This is a genomic window from Bradyrhizobium sp. MI1.4, from assembly GCF_055811315.1.
In genome coordinates this window covers 16408-35255 of the sequence record NZ_JBVVPP010000011.1, presented here as the reverse complement: position 1 = coordinate 35255, position 18848 = coordinate 16408, and the positions used below count along the sequence as shown (strand labels likewise).

The following is an 18848-nucleotide window of genomic DNA, read 5'->3' as shown; positions in this document are numbered from 1 at the left end:
GGAGAACATCATGTCGGTCGAGTTCATCGGCTTTATCGCCAACAGCAATGCTTCCGAGACCATCGTACGCCAGGGCCCGGTGCTCGATGCCGCCTATATCGAGACGGTCGCGAAGGCGCATGAGCTCGCGGGTTTCGATCGTGCGCTGCTGGCGTTCCATTCGACCACGCCCGATGCGCTCCAGGTCGCACAGCATGTGCTGACCATCACCAAATCGTTGAAAGTGATGATCGCGCAGCGACCGGGCTTTACCGCGCCGACGCTGCTCGCGCGGCAGCTTGCGACGCTTGACCAACTCTATGGAGGCCGCGTCTCGCTCCACGTCATCACCGGCGGCAATGCAGCCGAGCTCAGGCAGGACGGCAATACGCTCGACGACAAGGACGAGCGTTACGCCCGCACCAGCGAGTTTCTCGACGTGGTGAAGCTGGAATGGACCAGCGAGAAGCCGTTCAACTACAGCGGAAAGTACTACAACGTCGAGAACGGTTTTTCGCAGGTGAAGCCGCTGCAGAAGGCCGGCATCTACACCTTCGTCGGTGGTGGCTCTGACGCTGCGATCGACGTCGCGGGCAAGCATGCCGACACCTTTGCGCTGTGGGGTGAATCCTATGCGCAGGTGCGCGACGTCACCTCGCGGGTTCACAATGCGGCCGTCAGGCAGGGCCGTCGGACGCCGCGCTTCAGCCTCTCGGTGCGGCCGATCATCGCTCCGACCGAGAAGCAGGCCTGGGAAAAGGCGGACGAGATTCTTGCGCGCGCCACCGCGCTCCAGGACAAGACCGGCTATCGCAAGCCCGCCGACGGCCATGCCACCGCTGGCGCGCGGCGTCTGCTCTCGCTCGCCGACCAGGGCAGCCGCATCGACAAGCGGCTGTGGACCGAGATCGCAAAGCTCACCGGCGCCAACAGCAACACCACCGCGCTGGTCGGCACGCCCGAGCAGGTCGCCGAGGTCTTCGGCGACTATTACGACCTCGGCGTCAGCCATTTCCTGATCCGCGGCTTCGATCCGCTTCCCGATGCCATCGAGTATGGCCGTGAGCTGATCCCGCTGACGCGCGAGCTGATCGCCAAGCGCCAGGCTGTTCGCGGCGAGGCGGCGGAATGATCCGTCTCATGCTGGCCGACGCGATAATGTTCGGCTGGTCGCGGACGAGCAGAGCGAAATCGACCTCTACCTTCACTGGGGTCTGATCAAGCAGAAGCTCGAGGCGGCCGAGATCGCTACTGCGCAGAGCCGGGACCCATGCCGCACAGATGCTCCCGGTGAGATAGGCCCCGGCTCAGCAGCGTACCACTGCGTGATGCGCTGCGTCCGGGGCACGAGATCTCAAAAGGCTCTCAAGCATCCGTGAAGCGGGCAGAGCGCATTCCAACCCGGCCGGATTTCGCGATGCGTTTGTTCTGCGTTTCATGCCAGCGACAGCACTCGCATTGCTATTTGCACCAACTCCCTTGCAGCACGCCCGGTGTCCTCAAAAATCATCCAGACGACCACATCGGGAGACCGGCCATGGGCCTGCAAGAAACAAAAATCGAATCGCTTCCCTTCGTCACCGCTGAACTCAAATACCTCGCGCCGGTTTCGGGCAAGCCGCGCACTTACGCCTTCGATCCACCGCCTGGCGAGCCCAAAAGCACGTCATTGCCGGAGCCGCATCAGGTACCGATCTTCGATGCCCGGCTGATCGCACAAAACATCTCGCTCGACCGCGAAGGCTTTGCGCTGGTGCGGCATCCACATCAGGTGAAGGACTTCTCTAATGAGGAGGAAATCAAGGCGGTCTACTATCCCGCCGTCGAGGCCTTCCTGCGCGCAACGCTGAAAGCCGACCGCGTCGTCATCTTCGACCATACCGTGCGCAGGCGCGTTGAGGGTGCCGCGGACATCCGCGACGGTGGCCCGCGTCAGCCGGCAACGCGCGTCCACGTCGACCAGACCGTCGTCTCAGGCGCCAACCGCGTGCGTGAACATCTGCCCGACGAGGCCGAAGAGTTGCTGAAGGGCCGCGTCCAGGTGATCAATCTGTGGCGGCCGATCCGCGGTCCCTTGCGAGATTCGCCGCTGGCGATGGCCGACGGCACGACGGTGGCGCCCGACGACCTCGTTGCCTCGGATCTGATCTATCCCAACCGTCGCGGCGAAACCTATTCGGTGAAATACAATCCGAACCATCGCTGGTTCTATTTCCCCGAGATGACACCGGACGAGGCGCTGTCGCTGAAGTGCTACGATTCCGCGACCGACGGCCGCACCCGCTTCGGGCCGCACACCGCGTTCGTCGATCCGACCACGCCGGCCGATGCCGCGCCGCGCGAGAGCATCGAAGTCCGCACACTGGTGTTTCACAAACAGTAACAAACTGTGATGGCACTGCCGGGCGCGGCCCGGCAGTGGCTCAGGAACCCGCGGGAACCGCCAAACGTTTGCGCCGGGGGCAGGCCAACCCGGAGGGGTGCCGTGCGAGCGCAGACCACGTTATTTTCTTGCCTTGCTACGTTTTCGCTTTCTGCAGTTTCCTTTGCCCAGGCCGAAAGCGGGCTTGCCTCCTATTACAGCTACGGAAAAGCCGGGAAAGGTGAGCTGACCTGCGCGCACCGGACGCGTCCGTTCGGAAGCGTGCTGAGGGTGTCCTACGGCAGCCGCTCGATTCAGTGCCGCGTCAACGATCGCGGCCCCTTCATCCGCGGCCGCATCGTCGATCTCTCGGTGCCGGCTGCCAAGGCGCTGGGCATGATGAGCGCCGGCGTGGTGCGGGTCTCGGTGGAATAGACCTGCCAGCGCGCTATAGTGCCGCCCAAAGCGGGGGGCGCTATGGCCAGGATCAGGGTGGGACTCGTCGGCTGCGGCTTCGTGTCGGAGCTGCATATGTATGCGTTCCGGCGCGTCTACGGGGTGGATGTCGAGGTCGCGGCGGTCGCTGCGCGCGGCGACCATGTCGTCGAATTCGCCGGCCGCCACCAGATCCAACGGGTCTATCGCAGCTTCGCCGAGCTGATCGCAGACCGCGAGCTCGATGTCATCGACATCTGCACGCCGCCCAATCTTCATGCGGGGATGATCGTCGCCGCCATGCAGGCCGGCAAGCATGTGATCTGCGAAAAGCCGTTCGCCGGCTATTTCGGCCGCGACGGCGACCGGCAGCCGATCGGCAGGCATGTGCCGAAGGCGCTGATGTATGAGCGCGTGCTGGAAGAGATGGACGCCACGCGTGCCGCGATCGAGCGCACCGGAAAGCTCTTCATGTATGCCGAGGACTGGATCTACGCGCCGGCCGTGACCAAGACCGCGGAGATTCTGAGAGCGACCAAGGACAAAATCCTGTTCATGAAGGGCGAGGAGAGCCATTCCGGATCGCATGCGGCCCATGCCGCGCAATGGGCGATGACCGGGGGCGGCTCGCTGATCCGGATGGGCTGCCATCCGCTCTCGGCGGTGCTGTATCTCAAGCAGGTCGAGGCCAAGGCGCGCGGTGAAACCATCCGCATCGCCAGCGTCAGTGGCGATGTCGGCAATGTCACGGCCATCCTCAAGCCGGAGGAGCGCACCTACATCAAGGCCAATCCTGTCGACGTCGAGGATTGGGGCACGCTGACCGCGACGTTTTCGGACGGCACCAAGGCCACCGTGTTCTCCGGCGACATGATCATGGGCGGCGTGCGCAATCTGATCGAGACCTACACGTCAGGCGGCTCGCTGTTCGCCAACATCACGCCGAATAATCATCTGATGAGCTACCAGACCTCCGAGGAGAAACTCGCCTCCGTCTACATCACTGAGAAGGTCGATCGCAAAACCGGCTGGCAATATGTCTGCCTCGAAGAGGAGTGGACGCGCGGCTATCTCCAGGAGATCCAGGACTTCATGGAATGCGCCGCGACGGGACGGCAGCCGCTGTCGGACCTCGCGCTGGCGTACGAGACAATCAAGGTGAACTACGCGGGATACTGGGCGGCGGAGGAGGGACGAAAGGTGGTGATGTAGGGCGTGATGAACTCACTGAGCTAGCCGCAGGCACGGTGCCAATCCTTCTCCCCTTGCGGGAGAAGGTGGCATAGGCGGCCTTCGGCCGCCGTTCTCAAGAACGCCGAAGCGTAGCTTCGGCTATAGCGCCGGATGAGGGTTCTCTCCGCGGTTTAAAATGAGAGAGGTTTGCTCGCGGAGGCAACCCCTCACCCGTCTCGCCGTTTCGCGGCGAGCCACCCTCTCCCGCAAGCAAGGGGGAAGGGTGCACCGTCGGCGCGGCGCGTAGCCTCACGTCCCGTAGGTCGAGCCCTTCGGCAGCGGAAACACCGGGTCCCGCGTCCGGATGTTCGTCGGCCACACCACCGAGATGTGTTCGCCGGCATTCTGCATCACCACCGGGGTCGAGCGCTCGTTCTGGCCGGACATCGGCGTGCCCGGCGGGAAGAATTTCACGCCATAGCCCTGGATGGTGCCGCCGGCTGGAATGTCGACGTCGAGCGCGGCCTTGCGAATGGCCTCGGGCTCGAAGCTGCCGTACTTCTCCTTGGCGACCGGCAGCACGTTGTTGAGCAAGATCCAGGTCTGGTTGAAACCCATCGAGCAATGCGGCGGCACGTCGGTGGCGCTGGTCTTGGCCTGGTAGCGCGAGACCATGGTCTTGGTCAGGTCGCCGATTCCAGGCGCGAGCTTGGAGGCATCGAGCAGTTGCGCCGGCACCGGATCGATGTTGCAGAAATTGTCGATGTCGGGGCCGAAGGTCGCGCGCAGCTTGTCGAGCTGGCTGTAGCCGGCGCCCGCGCCGAACAGCATCTTGAAGCGCAATCCGCTCTCGCGGGCCTGGCGCAGGAACAGGGTGATGTCGGGGTTGTAGCCGGCGTGCGAGATCACATCGACCTTGGCGCGCTTGAGCTTGGTCACGAGCACCGAGAGATCGGGCGCGGAAGCCGAATAGCCTTCGCGCATCACCACCTGGATGCCCGCCTGCTTGGCATAGGCCTCGTCGGCCGCCGCGACGCCGACGCCGTAAGGGCCGTCCTCGTGGATCAGCGCGACCTTGACGTCCTTCGGGTCCATGCCGAGCTTGCCTTGCGCGTGCTCGGCGACGAAGCCCGCGAAGGCCTGGCCGTACTGATCGGAATGGATCTGCGCGCGAAACACATATTGCAGGTTCTTGTCCTTGAACACGGCGGTCGAGACCGCGGTGGTGATCCAGAGGATCTTCTTCTGCTGCTCGACCTTCGCCGCCATCGGCACCGCATGCGCGCTGGAATAGACGCCGTTGATGATGTCGATCTTTTCCTGGCTGATCAGCCGCTCGGCCTCGTTGATGGCGACGTCGGCCTTGCTCTGAGAGTCCGCCGCGACCGGCACGATCTTGGTCTTGCCGCCGATGCCGCCCTTTTCGTTGACGAGGTCGATGGCGATCTGCGCGCCGACCGAGGAGGCGACCGAGCCGCCGGCGGCAAACGGACCGGTGAGGTCGTAGATCAAGCCGATGCGCAAATTCTCGGCTTGCGCCTGGGCCCGTGTCCAATCGAGGCTGAGTGCGGCGGCGGCAGCCGCCGAGCTCTTCAGCAGCTGCCTGCGTGAAGTGGGCATCCTATCCTCCCTCAAAGATCGTCTTATGATTTAGTCTTGTTATTCTTTTTCGAAGTATGGGGAGCGGGGCGGCGGAAAGTCAACATGGCGAAAGTCGGGGTCCGGTCTCCGCGACGCAGAACGCAATTGCGAAATGGGTGATGAGCGCGCCCGTTACTGTTTCAAGCGACGGGCAAGATAGCCAGCGGTCTTCCCGCCGGCCGCGGCGACCTCTCGCGGCGTCCCCGACGACACGATACGGCCGCCTTCCTCGCCGGCGCCGGGACCGAGGTCGATGATCCAGTCGCTATGAGAGACGACATCCATGTCGTGCTCGACCACGACCACGCTGTTGCCGGCGTCCACGATGCGCTCGAGTTGGGCGATCAGCCGCTCGACATCCCTGGGATGAAGACCGGTGGTCGGCTCGTCCAGGACATAGAGCGTGTGACCGCGTTGCGGCCGCATGAGCTCGGTCGCAAGCTTGATGCGCTGGGCTTCCCCGCCCGACAATTCGGTGGCGGACTGACCGAGACGAATATAGCCGAGCCCGACCTCGCGGACGACCGATAGCGACCGGTTGAGGGTTGGATCTTCGTGGAAGAATTCGAAGGCTTCGTCGACGCGCATCGCCAGCACATCCGCGATGGATTTTCCACGGATCTTCACCTCCAGTGTCTTGTCGTTGTAACGCGCGCCCTTGCAGGTCGGGCAGGGCGCATAGACGCTGGGAAGAAACAGAAGCTCGACGCAGACAAATCCTTCGCCTTCGCAGGTGCTGCATCGGCCCTTCGCGACATTGAAGGAAAAGCGCCCGGCATCGTAGCGGCGGGACTTTGCCTGCGGCGTCACGGCGAACAGCTTCCGGACGTGGTCGAACAGGCCGGTATAGGTTGCAAGGTTGGATCGCGGCGTGCGGCCGATCGGCCTCTGATCCACCACGACGAGACGATCGACCTGGTCGAGGCCGGCGACGATCTCGCCGCCCAATGTCTCGACCGTGGGTGCCAGGCTATCGTCGTCCGCGTCCGCAGCCCGTGCATGGCCGAGATGCTCCGCCATGGCATCGACGAGGAATTGGCTGATCAGGCTCGATTTGCCGGAGCCCGACACGCCGGTCACGCTGGCGAGAACGCCGAGCGGGATATCGACGTCGAGGCCGCGGAGATTATTCCGGGTCACACCCCGGACTTTCAGATGCGCCTTCGGCTGGCGGCGGACCATCGGCAGCGGCTTTCGTGGATGCGCGAGATAATGGGCGGTTCGCGATTGCGCGACCTGCCCGAGTCCTGAGGGCGGTCCGCTATAGAGGATGCTCCCGCCGCCTTCGCCGGCATCAGGCCCGACATCCACCAGCCAGTCGGCATGCTTGATCACCTCGATCTCGTGCTCGACCACGAAGATCGAATTGCCCGCGTGTTTCAGCCGGTCCAGCGCCCGCAACAGCGCCTCGGTGTCGGCGGGATGCAGACCTGCCGACGGTTCGTCGAGCACATAGACGACGCCGAACAGGTTGGAGCGAACCTGGGTCGCAAGTCGTAGCCGCTGCAACTCGCCCGGCGACAGCGTCGGCGTGCTGCGCTCGCAAGCGAGATAGCCGAGGCCGAGATCGAGCAGGACGGCCAGCCGCGCCGACAGATCCTCGCAGATCCGCCTGGCGACGATCGTCTTCTCCGATGCGTTATCCGTCGAAGCTTTTGCGAACGGCTTCATCATCTCCTGTAGCTTCTTGAGCGGCAAATGAGACATCTCGGCGATATCAAGTCCGGCGAATTTGACCTTGAGCGCCTCGGGCTTCAATCGCGTGCCATGGCAAGTCGGGCAGTCCTGGGTGATCATGAATTGCGCGACGCGGCGCTTCATCATCGCACTCTCGGACTTGGCGTAGGTCTGCATCACGTAGCGCTTGGCGCCGGTGAACGTGCCCTGATAGCTCGGCTCCTCCTTGCGGCGCAGGGCCCGCTTGACCTCGGCCGCAGTGTAGCCGGCATAGACCGGAACGGTCGGCTGCTCCTCCGTGAACAGGATCCAATCACGGTCCTTTCTGGGCAGCTCACGCCAGGGCTTGTCCACGTTGTAACCCAGCGTGGTCAGGATGTCCCGGAGGTTCTGTCCCTGCCAGGCACTCGGCCAGGCCGCGATGGCGCGCTCGCGGATGGTTAAGGTGTCGTCGGGCACCATGGACTTCTCGGTGACGTCGAGCATCCTGCCGATACCGTGGCAGGTCGGGCAGGCGCCTTCCGGCGTGTTCGGCGAGAACGATTCCGCATAGAGCATCCTTTGTCCGCGCGGGTAATCGCCGGCACGGGAATAGAGCATCCTGAGCAGGTTCGAGATGGTGGTCACGCTGCCGACGGACGACCTCGTCGTCGGCGCGCCGCGCTGCTGCTGGAGCGCTACGGCGGGCGGCAGGCCTTCGATGTCGTCCACCTCAGGGATCTGCATCTGGTGGAAGAGGCGCCGCGCGTAAGGCGACACCGATTCCAGATATCGCCGTTGCGCCTCGGCGTAGACCGTTCCGAAGGCGAGCGAGGATTTTCCGGAGCCCGACACGCCGGTGAACACGACGAGGGCGTTGCGCGGAATGCGAACGTCGACGTTCCTGAGATTGTGCTCACGCGCGCCCCGCACGCGAACGAAGCCGTCATCCTGCATCAGGCCATCGGGGTGTCTTGATCGGTCGTCCATCTCGCTGCTCCGGCCCACGCATGGGAGATAACGGCAGGATCGCAGGATGGGTCCACAGATGCCAGCGCACCGGTTGCGTTCTGCACAAAGCGAAGGCCCGCCGCGATTGAAGCGACGGGCCATGCAAGGGCGATGGGGCGCTCGGGACGGGGCCCTGGTGCCCCAGCGTGGCGTGTTACTGCGACAGCTTCACGAAGCTCGGAAACTTCAGCTTGCCCTCCGCGATCTTCTCGGGCCAGACCACGACCTGCTTGGAGTCCTGCCACTGGAAGACCAGACCGGATACGGTCGTGGGACCGGACTTGATGCCGTGGGTGAACTCGTCGTCCTTGCCGTAGAACTGGATGCGGCCGATCGTGCCCTCGTAGTCGGTCTTTTCGAGCTCAGCGACCATCTTGTCCGGATCGGTCGAGCCGGCGCGCTTGATCGCCTCCGTGATGAAGTAGACCTCGTCATAGGCGGTGTAGCCGGTGTAGGCCGGCGGCGAGCCGAACTTGGCCTTGAAGGCGGCCGCGAACGGCTTCGTCTTGGAGGTCACGGCGACGTCGGGCGTTGCGACCGCCAGCGACGGCACGCCGTCGGCGGCGCCATTGGTGTCCTTCCAGAAGGTCGGGCTCAGCGCCTGCGCGCTGATGCCGAACATCGGGACCGGCACCTGCTGGTTCTTCCACTGCACCGTCGGCTGCACGCCCACATGCGAGATGCCGGTGACGATCACGTCCGGCTTCTTGGCCTCGATATTGTTGAAGATCGGCGTGAAGTCGGTGGTATCGGGCGAGAACCGCACGTGCTCGACGACCTTGAGGCCTGCTTTCGGAAGACAGGCTTCGTAGCCGACGTCGAGCGGCTTGGTCCAGGCGGCGTCCTCGCTCATGATCGCGGCCGTCTTGAACTTGAGCTTGTCGACCAGCAGATCCTTGGCGGCGTCGCAGACGAGCTGCGCTTGTGCGGCCGAGGTCAGATAGCCGTGGAAGGTGTATTTGTTCTTTTCGTAGTCGTTATGGATCGCCTTTGTGATCTCGTTCGAGGCCGCGCCGGGGGTGATCAGCGGCATCTTCAGCCGCGCTGCCCAGGGCTCGAGCGCCAGCACGACCTCGCTGATATAGCTCGCGATCACGGCGGAGACCTTGTCCTCGCTCACCGCGCGCTGGAACGCGCGCACCGAGTCCGCCGAGGAGCTCTTGTTGTCGTAGGTCACGATCTCGATCTTGCGGCCGAGAATGCCACCCTTGGCGTTGATCTCGTCGGCGGCGATCTGCGCGCCGCCGGGCGTTGCGGCACCAGCGATCGACTGCACCTCGGCGATGACGCCGATCTTGATAGGATCGTTCGACTGCGCATAGGCGGGAGCAGCAAGGCACAGCGCCAGCGCGGAGGCGAGGAGGAAGCTGCCGCTCAAGCTCTTCGATGGTCGCATGGTCGTTTCCTTTTGCTTGTTTTGTTGTTGGTATGGGCGAACTAGAGAAAATCGGCGCCAGCCTCCGCGGCGAAGCGGCCCGGATCGCCCTCCCAGACGATCCTTGCATGCTCGAGCACATAGACGCGGTCGGCATGCGGAAGCGCGAAGGTCACGTTCTGCTCGCCGAGCAACACCGTGATCGATGTCGTCTGCCGCAGCCTGGTTAGGGCCTTGGACAGGAGTTCGAGGATGACGGGGGCGAGGCCCAGCGTCGGCTCGTCCAGGATCAGGATCTGCGGCTGCATCATCAGCGCGCGGCCGATCGCAAGCATCTGCTGCTCGCCGCCGGAGAGCGTTTGCGCCATCTGGCCCTGACGCTCTTTCAGGATCGGGAATAGCTCGAACAGCCAGGCGAGCTGTGCCGCGCGCTTGTCGTCGGCCAGATGTTGCCCGCCGAGATCGAGGTTTTCGCGCACGCTCATCTCGCCGAACAGCTCGCGCGATTCCGGGCACTGCACGAGGCCGCTGCGGGCGATCTTCGCCGGCGTCGTGCCGCGCAGCTTCTCGCCGTTGCGCACGATCTCGCCGCTATAAGGCAGGAAGCCCGAGATGGTGTTGAACAATGTGGTCTTGCCGGCGCCGTTGAGACCGACGATCGAGACGAACTCGCCCTCATGGACGTGGATCGAGACGTTCTCCAGCGCCTGCGCCTTGCCGTAGAACACGCTGACATTCTCGACCTGGAGCAGCGGCACCTTGTCCTTGAAGCTGGTCTCGGGCCGCGCATGGGTCTCGATGGCGCCGCCGAGATAGACCCGCCGCACCGTCTCGTTCTTCATGACGTCCTCGGCCTTGCCGGTGACGATCTCCTCGCCGAGATACATCGCGAGCACGCGGTCGACCAACGCCGCGACGCTCTTGACGTTGTGGTCGACCAGCATCACCGCGCGGCCCTCGTCGCGGAAACTGCGGATCAGGTCGGAAAACATTTCGACCTCGGCCCGCGTCAGCCCGGCAAAGGGCTCGTCCACCAGCACGACCTTGGGATCGCGCGCGATAGCCTTTGCCAGCTCGAGCCGGCGCAAGTCGGCGAAGGGCAGCGTCGGCGGGCGGCGGTTCATCACGTTGCCGAGCCCGACGCGATCGGCGATCCATTTGGCGCGCTCGAGCAGCGCCTTGTCCGGAAACAGCATGAACAGGCTGTCCGGCAGCAGCGCGACCATGATGTTCTCCAGCACAGTCTGCCGGTTCAGCGGTCGCGAATGCTGGAACACCATGCCAAAGCCCTTGCGCGCGATCTTGTGCGCCGGCAAGCCCGCGACGTTCTCGCCCTCGAATACGACTTCGCCTGATGTCGGGCGTTCGATGCCCATGACGCTCTTCATCGCGGTCGATTTGCCCGAGCCGTTCGGCCCGATCAGGCCAAAAATCTCGCCGCTATTGACCTCGAAGCCGAGGTTCTTCACCGCCGTCAGTCCGCCGAAGCGCTTGGTCAGGCCGCGGACTTCGAGCACGGCCCGGTTTGAAGATCGCATATCCATCACGAGCGCGCCTCACGCGAGAGGGCCGCTCCGAGAAAGCCGCCGGGGAAGAACAGCACGACGAGCAGCGCGACAGCTGAGACGATGAAGGTCGCGAGCTCGCCGGTGGGCCTGAGGAATTCGCCGGCGACGATCAGGAAGATCGCGCCGAGTGCCGCGCCAAGCACGGTGCGCCGGCCGCCGAGCACGGCTGAGACGATCACGTTGACGCCGACCGCGACGTCGACGACGGTGCCGACCGAGGCGGTGCCGAAGTAGAACACCAGCAGCGCGCCTGATAACCCCGAGAAGAACGCACTGACGATGAAGGCGGCGAGCTTGTGCTTGACGATGTTGAAGCCGAGCGCGCCGGCCTGGACCGGGTCCTGGCCGCTGGCTTGCAGCACCAGGCCAACAGGCGATTGCGACAGGCCATAGAGAATGGCCGCCGAGATCGTCATGAAGCCGAGCGCGATCCAGTAATTGACGCCGGCGTTGATGGAGATGACGTCGGGAATGGTCAAGCCGATCTCGCCGCCGGTGAGGTCGGCAAACACCACGATGAAATTCTGCAGCATCAGCACCGCGACCAGCGTGGTCAGGCCGAAATACGGTCCGCGCACCCGAAGCGCCGGCAGCGCCAGCACGAGGCCGGCGATGACGGAGGCGAGCGCGCCGAGCACGATGCAGAGATAGACTGACCAGCCGAACTGGGCATTCAGGATGCCGGCGGTGTAGGCGCCGACGCCGATCAGGAAGGTCGGCCCGAAATTGACCTCGCCGGCGAAGCCGAACAGCAGGTCCCACGCCATTGCAAACACGCCGAAATAGAAGGCGACGGTGAGAAGCCCGAGCACGTAGCCGGAGACGTAGAGCGGCAGCGTCGCCGCGATGACGACGAGCGCGAATGAGATGAAGAACAGGCGTGTCGTAAAGAAGCTGGCCATCTCAGCGCCTCCCCAGAAGGCCCTGGGGCCGGATGTACATCACGAACACGAGCAGCAGCAGCGCCGGAATGGTGCGGTAGGCCGGCGAGACCAGATAGGCCGTGAGCGTTTCGAGATAGCCGACCACGAAGGCTGCGATCAGCGAGCCGGAGACGCTGCCGAGGCCGCCGAGCACGACGATCGAGAACGCGCTCGCGGTCAGCGGTCCGACGCTGTAGGAGCTGACGCCGAGAAACATTCCGAGCAGCACGCCGGCGATGCCGGCGAGGATGCCGTAGATCGCCCACACCACGACGTAGATGTTGGTGAGCTCGAGGCCGAGCAGGGTGACGCCGCGTGGGTTCATCGAGGCCGCCAGCACCGCCTTACCGGTGCGGGTGCGGTTCACCAGGAGCCACAACAGAGCGATGACGAAGCAGCACACGATCGCGGTAAAGATCTCGTTCCTGGGCGTGCGGACGCCGAGAATCTCGACCACGCCCTCGACGATCGGCAGCACGGTCTTGGCGTTGTTGGTGAACAAATAAGCGATCACCTCCTGGATCATGATCCCCCATAGCAGCGTGCCGGTGAGGACGAAGATCTCCTTCTCTTCATTCGGGATGCGCCGGGAATCCTGGATCGGCTTCACCACCGCGAAATAGGTCGCAAAGGATGTAAGGAGGGCGACACCGACGCCGATCAGTGCGCCGGCATAGGTGCCGACATTCAGGATGCTGGCGGCAGCCCAGGCCGCCACCGCTGCCGCCACCATGATGGCCCCGTGGGAGAGGTTGAGGACGCCGGAGACGCCGAAGATCAGCGTGAAGCCGGTGGCACCGAGAGCATAGAGAGCGCTGATGGCAAAGCCATCGATCAGAATCTGGAAAGCACGCATCTAGGGTTGGCAATCCGATTTATGAGAGACGATGTTGCTGGAGCAACGTGCTGCGGGGCCGCATGTGGAAGCTCCCGGGAGCTGGTCCCGGGAGCGTGTCCTGCTAGTTCGAGAGCTTGATGAAGCTCGGGAACTTGACGTCGACCTTGGCGACTTCCTTGGGCCAGACCGCGCTCTGCTTGCCGTCCTGCCATTGCAGCATCAGCCCGGTGATCAGGCCCTTGCCGTATTTGATCGAGTGCGTGAACGGATCGTCCTTGCCGTAGAACTGGACACGGCCGATCGTGCCTTCCCAGTCGGTCGTCTCCAGAGCGGCGACCAGCTTGTCGGCGTCGGTCGAGCCCGCGCGCTTCACCGCATCGGCGATGTAGTAGACCTCGTCATAGGCGGTGTAGCCGGCATAGGAGGGATAGTTGCCGAACTTCTTCTTGAAGGCTTCGGCGAACGGCACTGATTTCGGCGTCACCGCGACGCCTGGGCCGGAGACGCCCTGGTAGAGTACGCCCTCGGCCGCCTGATTGGTGTCCTTGCCGAAGGTCTCGTTGGTGGCCTGCGAGGAGATGCCGAACATCGGGATCGGCACCTGCTGGTTCTTCCACTGCACCGTCGGCTGCACGCCGACATGGGAGATCCCGGTGATGATCACGTCGGGCTTGGAGCCTTCGATCTTGTTGAAGATCGGCGTGAAGTCGGTGGTATCGGGCGAGAAGCGGATGTGGTCGAGCACCTTCAGCCCGATCTTGGGCAGGCATTCCTCGTAGCCGATGTCGAGCGGCTTGGTCCAGGCGGCGTCCTCGCTCATGATGACCGCGGTCTTCATGTGCATCTTGTCGACGAGCAGGTCCTTGGCGCCGTCGCAGACGGAAAGCGCCAGCGCGGCGGAGGTCAGATAGCCGTGGAAGGTGTACTTGTTCTTCTCGTAGTCGGCATGGACGCTCTTGCTGATCTCGTTGGAGGCGGCACCGGGCGTGACGAACGGCGTCTTCAGCCGCGAGGCCCAGGGCTCCAGTGCCAGCACGACTTCGCTGATGTAGCTGGCGATGACCGCATTGACCTTGTCCTCGTTCACCGCGCGCTGGAAGGCGCGCACTGAATCTGCCGAGGAGGAATGATTGTCGTAAGAGACGATCTCGATCTTGCGGCCGTCGACGCCGCCATTGGCGTTGATCTCGTCGGCGGCGAGCTGTGCCGCCTGGGGGATGGAGGCGCCGGCAATCGCCTGCGCTTCCGCGATCACGCCGATCCTGATCGGGTCGGCCGCAAGCGCCGCGCCTGAGCTCATCAACACAGCGGCCGCGGCGGTACCGAGTGCTATTCGCAACGCAACAGAGAGCGGTTTCTTCATCTTGTTCTCTCCCTTAACAGGCCTCTTATGAGCCATTGTGCCGCGACTATACCGGCGGAGACATTCTCGGCAAGTGAAACCGCGTTCAGGATTGTGAGGCACGAACTAAAGTCTAGCGCTGGGCAATAGCGGGCAGGAAAGCTGTCGGACCCGTTTCACGCGCAGGCATGCAGATTTCGTCGGTAGGCATGCGCAGCTATCGCGGGCGCACAGCAACCGGAACGCTGAATTGCGATGCCGTCGCGTCGGCTCAGCGCGCTTGCAGCAGCGATGGATCGAGCGGCGCGAGCCGGGCCGGATCGAATGGCGAGATGTCGACGTTGCGCGTCGCACCTTCCGCGATCAATTGCGCCATGGCCTCGCCCGTGGCGGGCGCATTCAGGATGCCCCATACATTGTGCCCGGTCGCAACATACAGACCTTCACTTTGCGGCACCTTGCCGATCAGCGGCAGGCCGTCCTGTGTCACCGGCCGGAAGCAGGCTTGTTGCGCAATGATCCTCTCGGAGCGGAACAGGGGCGACAGCCGCTCGGACATGGTTTGCAGGCGCGCGATCGCGTCGTGGTCCGGCGTCACGGCAGCCGGATCCAGCGGAAGCGGCGCGATGTCGGAGAGAGCGGTGATATGCGTGCTGCCGTCGGCGCGAGGGAAGACCTCGATCGACACGGCACTGCCATTCTCTTCATACTCCAGGAACAGCGCATCGGCCGGCGCATCCGTGCCGGTGTCGTACACGATGCTCGGGCTGCGCTGGCCGTAGACGGCGGGCAGGCTCATCCATTGCGCCGCGAGCAGCGACCATGGTCCCATCGCGATCACGACGGCGTCCGCCTCGACGATGCCGCCGTCGACCTCGACGCCCGTCGCGGTGGTGCCGTTCGCATCGCGCATGATGCCGGTCACCTGGCCGGGACGAAACTCGGCGCCTTCCGCGAGCGCCGCGTTCATCACGGCTACGGTGAATTTTTTGGGGTGAACGATCGCGGCGGTCTCCATCGTGCCGATGCGCTGGGCGATGATGACGCCGTTGCTGAGCCAGCCGAGCGCGGACGGTGCATCCCGGCGCGGGTGGCCATCGGCGGCAACGAAGCCGCTATAAGCGGTCATCGGGCGATAGCCCCAATCGCCTGCGATCTGTTCCGGCAGCTGCGCATGGATCGCAAAGCTCCGTCGCGCCAGCGCATCGAGCGGCGAGCCCTCGCACCAGTCGCGCGCGAGGAAGCCGCCCGCCTTGCCTGATGCTGCGGCCGCGACGTCTGCGCGCTCCACGACGATGACGTCGATGCCGCGGCGGCGGAGAAACCAGGCGGTGCAGGCGCCGATGACGCCGCCGCCGCAGATCACAACGCGCATGAATGCTCCCTTACACAATGAAATCCTTTGCATGGAGATCCGCGGTATGGATCCCCTCCAGCGTAATCGTATCGGTCGCCGTCAGGTGGATCACCGCGCTTCCTGTGCTGTCATCGCTGATCAGGCTTTTCAGCGCCGCCCAGTCTGCGAAGCCGTAATCGTGCAAATTGATCAAATCATGCTCTCGCGCCGTGACAGCCTTGTTGCCCTGGTCGAAATCGTTGATCACGTCCAGGCCTGAACCTTTGTTGAAGACGAATCTGTCGTCGTTCGGTCCGCCCCAGAGCTGGTCATTTCCGCGACCGCTATTCAGCATGTCCTTGCCGCCCGTGATTGAGCCTGCCGTGAACGGAGCGTAGGTCTGTGCATCGCCATACAGCAAATCGTCGCGGCTGCTGCCGAGGAGGATATCATCTCCGCCATGCGCATTACCTAACATGTTCGAGGCGTCTCCGACGAGCACGATGGACGTGGAGTCCGGGTTGCCGTCGACGGCAGCGATCAGGATATCGTTGCCGCCGTGGGTATCGTCGCTCATGTAGCCGGCGTCTCCGACCAGAGACGCGGCGCCGGATTGGGCTCCGGCGCCGACGGTGTAGCTGAGGATGTCGTTGCCGCCGTGCGCATCTCCGCTCATGGAGACGAGGGCATCGCCTGATATCGAAGCGCCGCCGTAACTGCCGACCTGGGTCACGCTGAGAATATCATTGCCGCCACGCGCGTGATCGCTCATGGAACTGCCGGAGTCTCCGCTGAACGTGCCGGACGATCTGTTTCCCATCGATGCAATGACGACGTCATTGCCGCCGCTCGTGTCGGCCGACATCGCGCTTTCGGCATCGCCAAAAATGCCGAGAGACGCGTAGATCGATGTCGATGCATCGACATGAAGTACATCGTTGCCGCCATGGGCGTCGCCGGACATCGCCTGCGCATCGCCGTCCAGGAACACGTAGTCCCCGAAGCCTGTGACGGTCGCGGCGAGATGGTCGCCTCCTCCGTGAGAATGTCCTTGGAGGGTCTGGTCGTCGCCAACGAATATCAGGACCGCGTTGCCACCGTCGACGGTCGCGATCATCCTGTCGCTGCCGCCGCGGCCTCCGTTCGGAAGGCCCGGGTCTCCGAACTCCGTCACGAATTGCTGGTTCCCCACGCTGACGATGATGGTGTCGTTCGGCATACGGCGCATCGCGCAACTCCCGGTTCAAGTCGGGCGCGAGAACGAAGAGCATCATGCCTTTGCACCGCGCTGCGGCCTTGCCGCGCGATTCAATCTTCGTTGGATTAATGGCGGAGATTTGCCCGCGGCGTAATTTGATTGCGATCAGGGAACCGCGGGCGCCGGCGATCCACGCCGACGCCCGTGCTTGCGATCTTGCGCGCGGGCTCAGCCCGGTCCGGCGCCTTGCGTGGCCGTGTACACCGCATAGAGCGATTGGCTCGCCGCCATGAACAGGCGATTGCGCTTGGGGCCGCCGAAGCAGATGTTGCCGCACACTTCGGGCAACCGGATGCGGCCGAGCAGCTTGCCCTCCGGCGACCACGTCGTCACGCCGCTGTAGCCGACGGCGCGGCCGGCATTGCTAGAGGCCCAGACATTGCCGTTGACGTCGCAGCGCACGCCGTCCGGCCCGCACTTCACGCCGTCGATCACGCACTCGCTGAACCGCTTGTGGTTGGTGAGCTTGTTGTCGGCGCCGACGTCGAAAACGAAAATCTCACCCTTGCCGCCGGGGCCGGTGTCGCCGGGGCCTTTGCCGGTTGATACGACGTAGAGCTTCTTGAAGTCCGGCGAGAAGCACAGCCCGTTCGGGTCGGGCACCTGCTCCTCCGTGACGACGAGGTCGACACGGCCGCTAGGATCGATGCGATAGCAATTGGTCGGCAGCTCGCGCTTGCCCGGTGCGAAGCCGGCCGGCTGTCCAATGCGCGGATTGAGCTTGCCGCCGGAATTGCTCGGACCGCCCGCGGCATCGGGCTCACCTTCGTAGAGCTGGCCGCCGTAGGGTGGATCGGTAAACCAGTAGCTGCCGTCAGGATGGGCGACGACATCGTTCGGCGAGTTCAGCTTCTTGCCGTTGTAGTTGTCGCAAAGCACAGTCGCGGTCCCGTCATGTTCATAACGCGTCACCCGCCGGGTCAAATGTTCGCAAGAGAGTTGACGGCCCTGGAAGTCGAACGAGTTGCCGTTGGAGTTGTTGGACGGCGAGCGGAATACGCTGACGCGACCGTCGTCTTCGCTCCAGCGCATCTGCCTGTTGTTGGGAATGTCGCTCCAGAGCAGATAGCGGCCCTGTGCACTCCACGCCGGGCCTTCAGCCCACAGCAAACCCGTATAGAGACGCTTGATCGCCGTGTTGGGCTGCGCGAGATCGTTGAAGGACGGATCGACTGTGACGACATCGGGGTCCCAGAAATAGGTGGTCGGCGCGCCGTTGGGACCGAAATCGCGTGGCGGGGTGGTAATCGTCGTCGGCGGCGCGGCTGGTCCGGTCTGGGCCAGCGCGGAGCCGGCGCCGGCAAAAGTGGCGGCGCCGAGCGCAAACCCCTGAACGAGCGTTCGTCGTGAAAGCGCAGCATCCTGGTCACGCTGCTTTTGGCGTGTCATCGCGTCCTCCCGGTCATGTTCGGCTAGCCGGTTGATCCGGCCGAGCAGGGCAAGGTTAGTCCGGTCCGATGACGGTTGCGAGGGGGAGGTAAGCATCCTCAGCGAGATCGGGGCGGCAAAGCGCTGCAACGTCGAACATGGAAACGACAAATTCATCCGGCGTGACGGGGTTACCGGAACTGCGCTCCGGGCTTTGCCAAGCTGTGGAGCATGTCAAGCCTTGACCTCCTGCGCGATGCTGGCAGAACGTCATTCGGGGCGTAAGTCGGAGTTTACTGTGGTCGCTGTCGTCGTACTGGTTTTGCTGCTCGGGATTGCATTTGCGGCCGGCTATTTCTCGCGCGACTACGTCTCCCGAAAAAGACGAGCCGAGGCGCGCCGCTGGCGTGAGTACAGCGAGCCGGATTGGCTCAGTGCCAACGCACCAGCCAACACCAACGATATCGCGATCGCTGGCACGGCTACGCCGGTTGCCACCAGCGAGCTCGGTCAGATGCTGAACCGCTGGGAGAGCAGGGCTCGCGCTCGCCGCTCGGCATAGCTTGACCGCCTTGCCGGCGTT

Annotated in this window: 15 protein-coding genes; 5 read left to right on the top strand and 10 right to left on the bottom strand. The window is 63.9% G+C overall.

Annotated features, from left to right (window positions below; translation table 11 throughout):
* The first annotated feature begins 10 nt into the window (after positions 1-10).
* The 4 genes from AC0L23_RS15175 (at position 11) to AC0L23_RS15160 (ending at position 3988) form a co-directional block, all read left to right on the top strand.
* Entirely contained in the window at positions 11-1111 is a 1101-nt protein-coding gene (locus AC0L23_RS15175; RefSeq protein WP_085360719.1) for an LLM class flavin-dependent oxidoreductase, read from the top strand.
* Positions 1112-1516: 405 nt separating this feature from the next.
* Positions 1517-2362 carry a CmcJ/NvfI family oxidoreductase gene (locus AC0L23_RS15170; protein WP_473357092.1) on the top strand — a complete coding sequence of 282 codons (846 nt, stop codon included), beginning with the start codon at positions 1517-1519 and terminating at the stop codon, positions 2360-2362.
* A 102-nt stretch (positions 2363-2464) separates the two neighbouring features.
* The gene (locus AC0L23_RS15165; protein ID WP_026233379.1) at positions 2465-2776 is read left to right on the top strand and encodes a septal ring lytic transglycosylase RlpA family protein; all 312 of its coding nucleotides are present in this window, start codon (positions 2465-2467) and stop codon (positions 2774-2776) included.
* Positions 2777-2818: 42 nt separating this feature from the next.
* Positions 2819-3988: a Gfo/Idh/MocA family protein gene (locus AC0L23_RS15160; RefSeq protein WP_085395016.1), complete on the top strand. Its 1170-nt coding sequence runs from the start codon at positions 2819-2821 to the stop codon at positions 3986-3988.
* A gap of 270 nt (positions 3989-4258) precedes the next feature.
* On the opposite strand, the gene AC0L23_RS15155 is transcribed toward AC0L23_RS15160, so the two are convergent.
* From AC0L23_RS15155 to AC0L23_RS15110, 10 genes are all read right to left on the bottom strand, one after another.
* Positions 4259-5569, bottom strand: a complete 1311-nt coding sequence (locus AC0L23_RS15155) for an ABC transporter substrate-binding protein (protein WP_018457488.1) — start codon at positions 5567-5569, stop codon at positions 4259-4261.
* Between the two features lie 153 nt (positions 5570-5722).
* Positions 5723-8236 carry an excinuclease ABC subunit UvrA gene (uvrA, locus tag AC0L23_RS15150; protein WP_473357091.1) on the bottom strand — a complete coding sequence of 838 codons (2514 nt, stop codon included), beginning with the start codon at positions 8234-8236 and terminating at the stop codon, positions 5723-5725.
* Between the two features lie 175 nt (positions 8237-8411).
* The gene (locus AC0L23_RS15145; RefSeq protein WP_085350217.1) at positions 8412-9653 is read right to left on the bottom strand and encodes an ABC transporter substrate-binding protein; all 1242 of its coding nucleotides are present in this window, start codon (positions 9651-9653) and stop codon (positions 8412-8414) included.
* A gap of 41 nt (positions 9654-9694) precedes the next feature.
* The gene (locus tag AC0L23_RS15140) at positions 9695-11176 is read right to left on the bottom strand and encodes an ATP-binding cassette domain-containing protein (protein ID WP_026233383.1); all 1482 of its coding nucleotides are present in this window, start codon (positions 11174-11176) and stop codon (positions 9695-9697) included.
* A complete protein-coding gene (locus AC0L23_RS15135; protein ID WP_085350215.1) occupies positions 11176-12102 on the bottom strand; it encodes a branched-chain amino acid ABC transporter permease in 927 nt (308 codons plus the stop codon). Before AC0L23_RS15135 ends, AC0L23_RS15140 begins: the two co-directional genes overlap by 1 nt.
* 1 nt (position 12103) lies before the next feature.
* Positions 12104-12979 (bottom strand): branched-chain amino acid ABC transporter permease, encoded by an 876-nt coding sequence (locus AC0L23_RS15130; protein ID WP_018457493.1) that lies wholly within the window; start codon positions 12977-12979, stop codon positions 12104-12106.
* A gap of 103 nt (positions 12980-13082) precedes the next feature.
* Positions 13083-14324: an ABC transporter substrate-binding protein gene (locus AC0L23_RS15125; protein WP_085350214.1), complete on the bottom strand. Its 1242-nt coding sequence runs from the start codon at positions 14322-14324 to the stop codon at positions 13083-13085.
* 250 nt (positions 14325-14574) lie between these two features.
* Positions 14575-15678, bottom strand: coding sequence for an NAD(P)/FAD-dependent oxidoreductase (locus AC0L23_RS15120; RefSeq protein ID WP_473357090.1), 1104 nt, complete (start codon positions 15676-15678; stop codon positions 14575-14577).
* A gap of 10 nt (positions 15679-15688) precedes the next feature.
* Positions 15689-16867, bottom strand: a complete 1179-nt coding sequence (locus AC0L23_RS15115; protein WP_473357089.1) for a calcium-binding protein — start codon at positions 16865-16867, stop codon at positions 15689-15691.
* A 198-nt stretch (positions 16868-17065) separates the two neighbouring features.
* Complete coding sequence (locus AC0L23_RS15110; protein WP_085385152.1) at positions 17066-18286, bottom strand: SMP-30/gluconolactonase/LRE family protein; 1221 nt, start codon at positions 18284-18286, stop codon at positions 17066-17068.
* Positions 18287-18563: 277 nt separating this feature from the next.
* Between AC0L23_RS15110 and AC0L23_RS15105 the strand changes: the two genes are divergently transcribed.
* Positions 18564-18827 carry a hypothetical protein gene (locus AC0L23_RS15105; protein WP_247820373.1) on the top strand — a complete coding sequence of 88 codons (264 nt, stop codon included), beginning with the start codon at positions 18564-18566 and terminating at the stop codon, positions 18825-18827.
* Positions 18828-18848 lie beyond the last annotated feature (21 nt).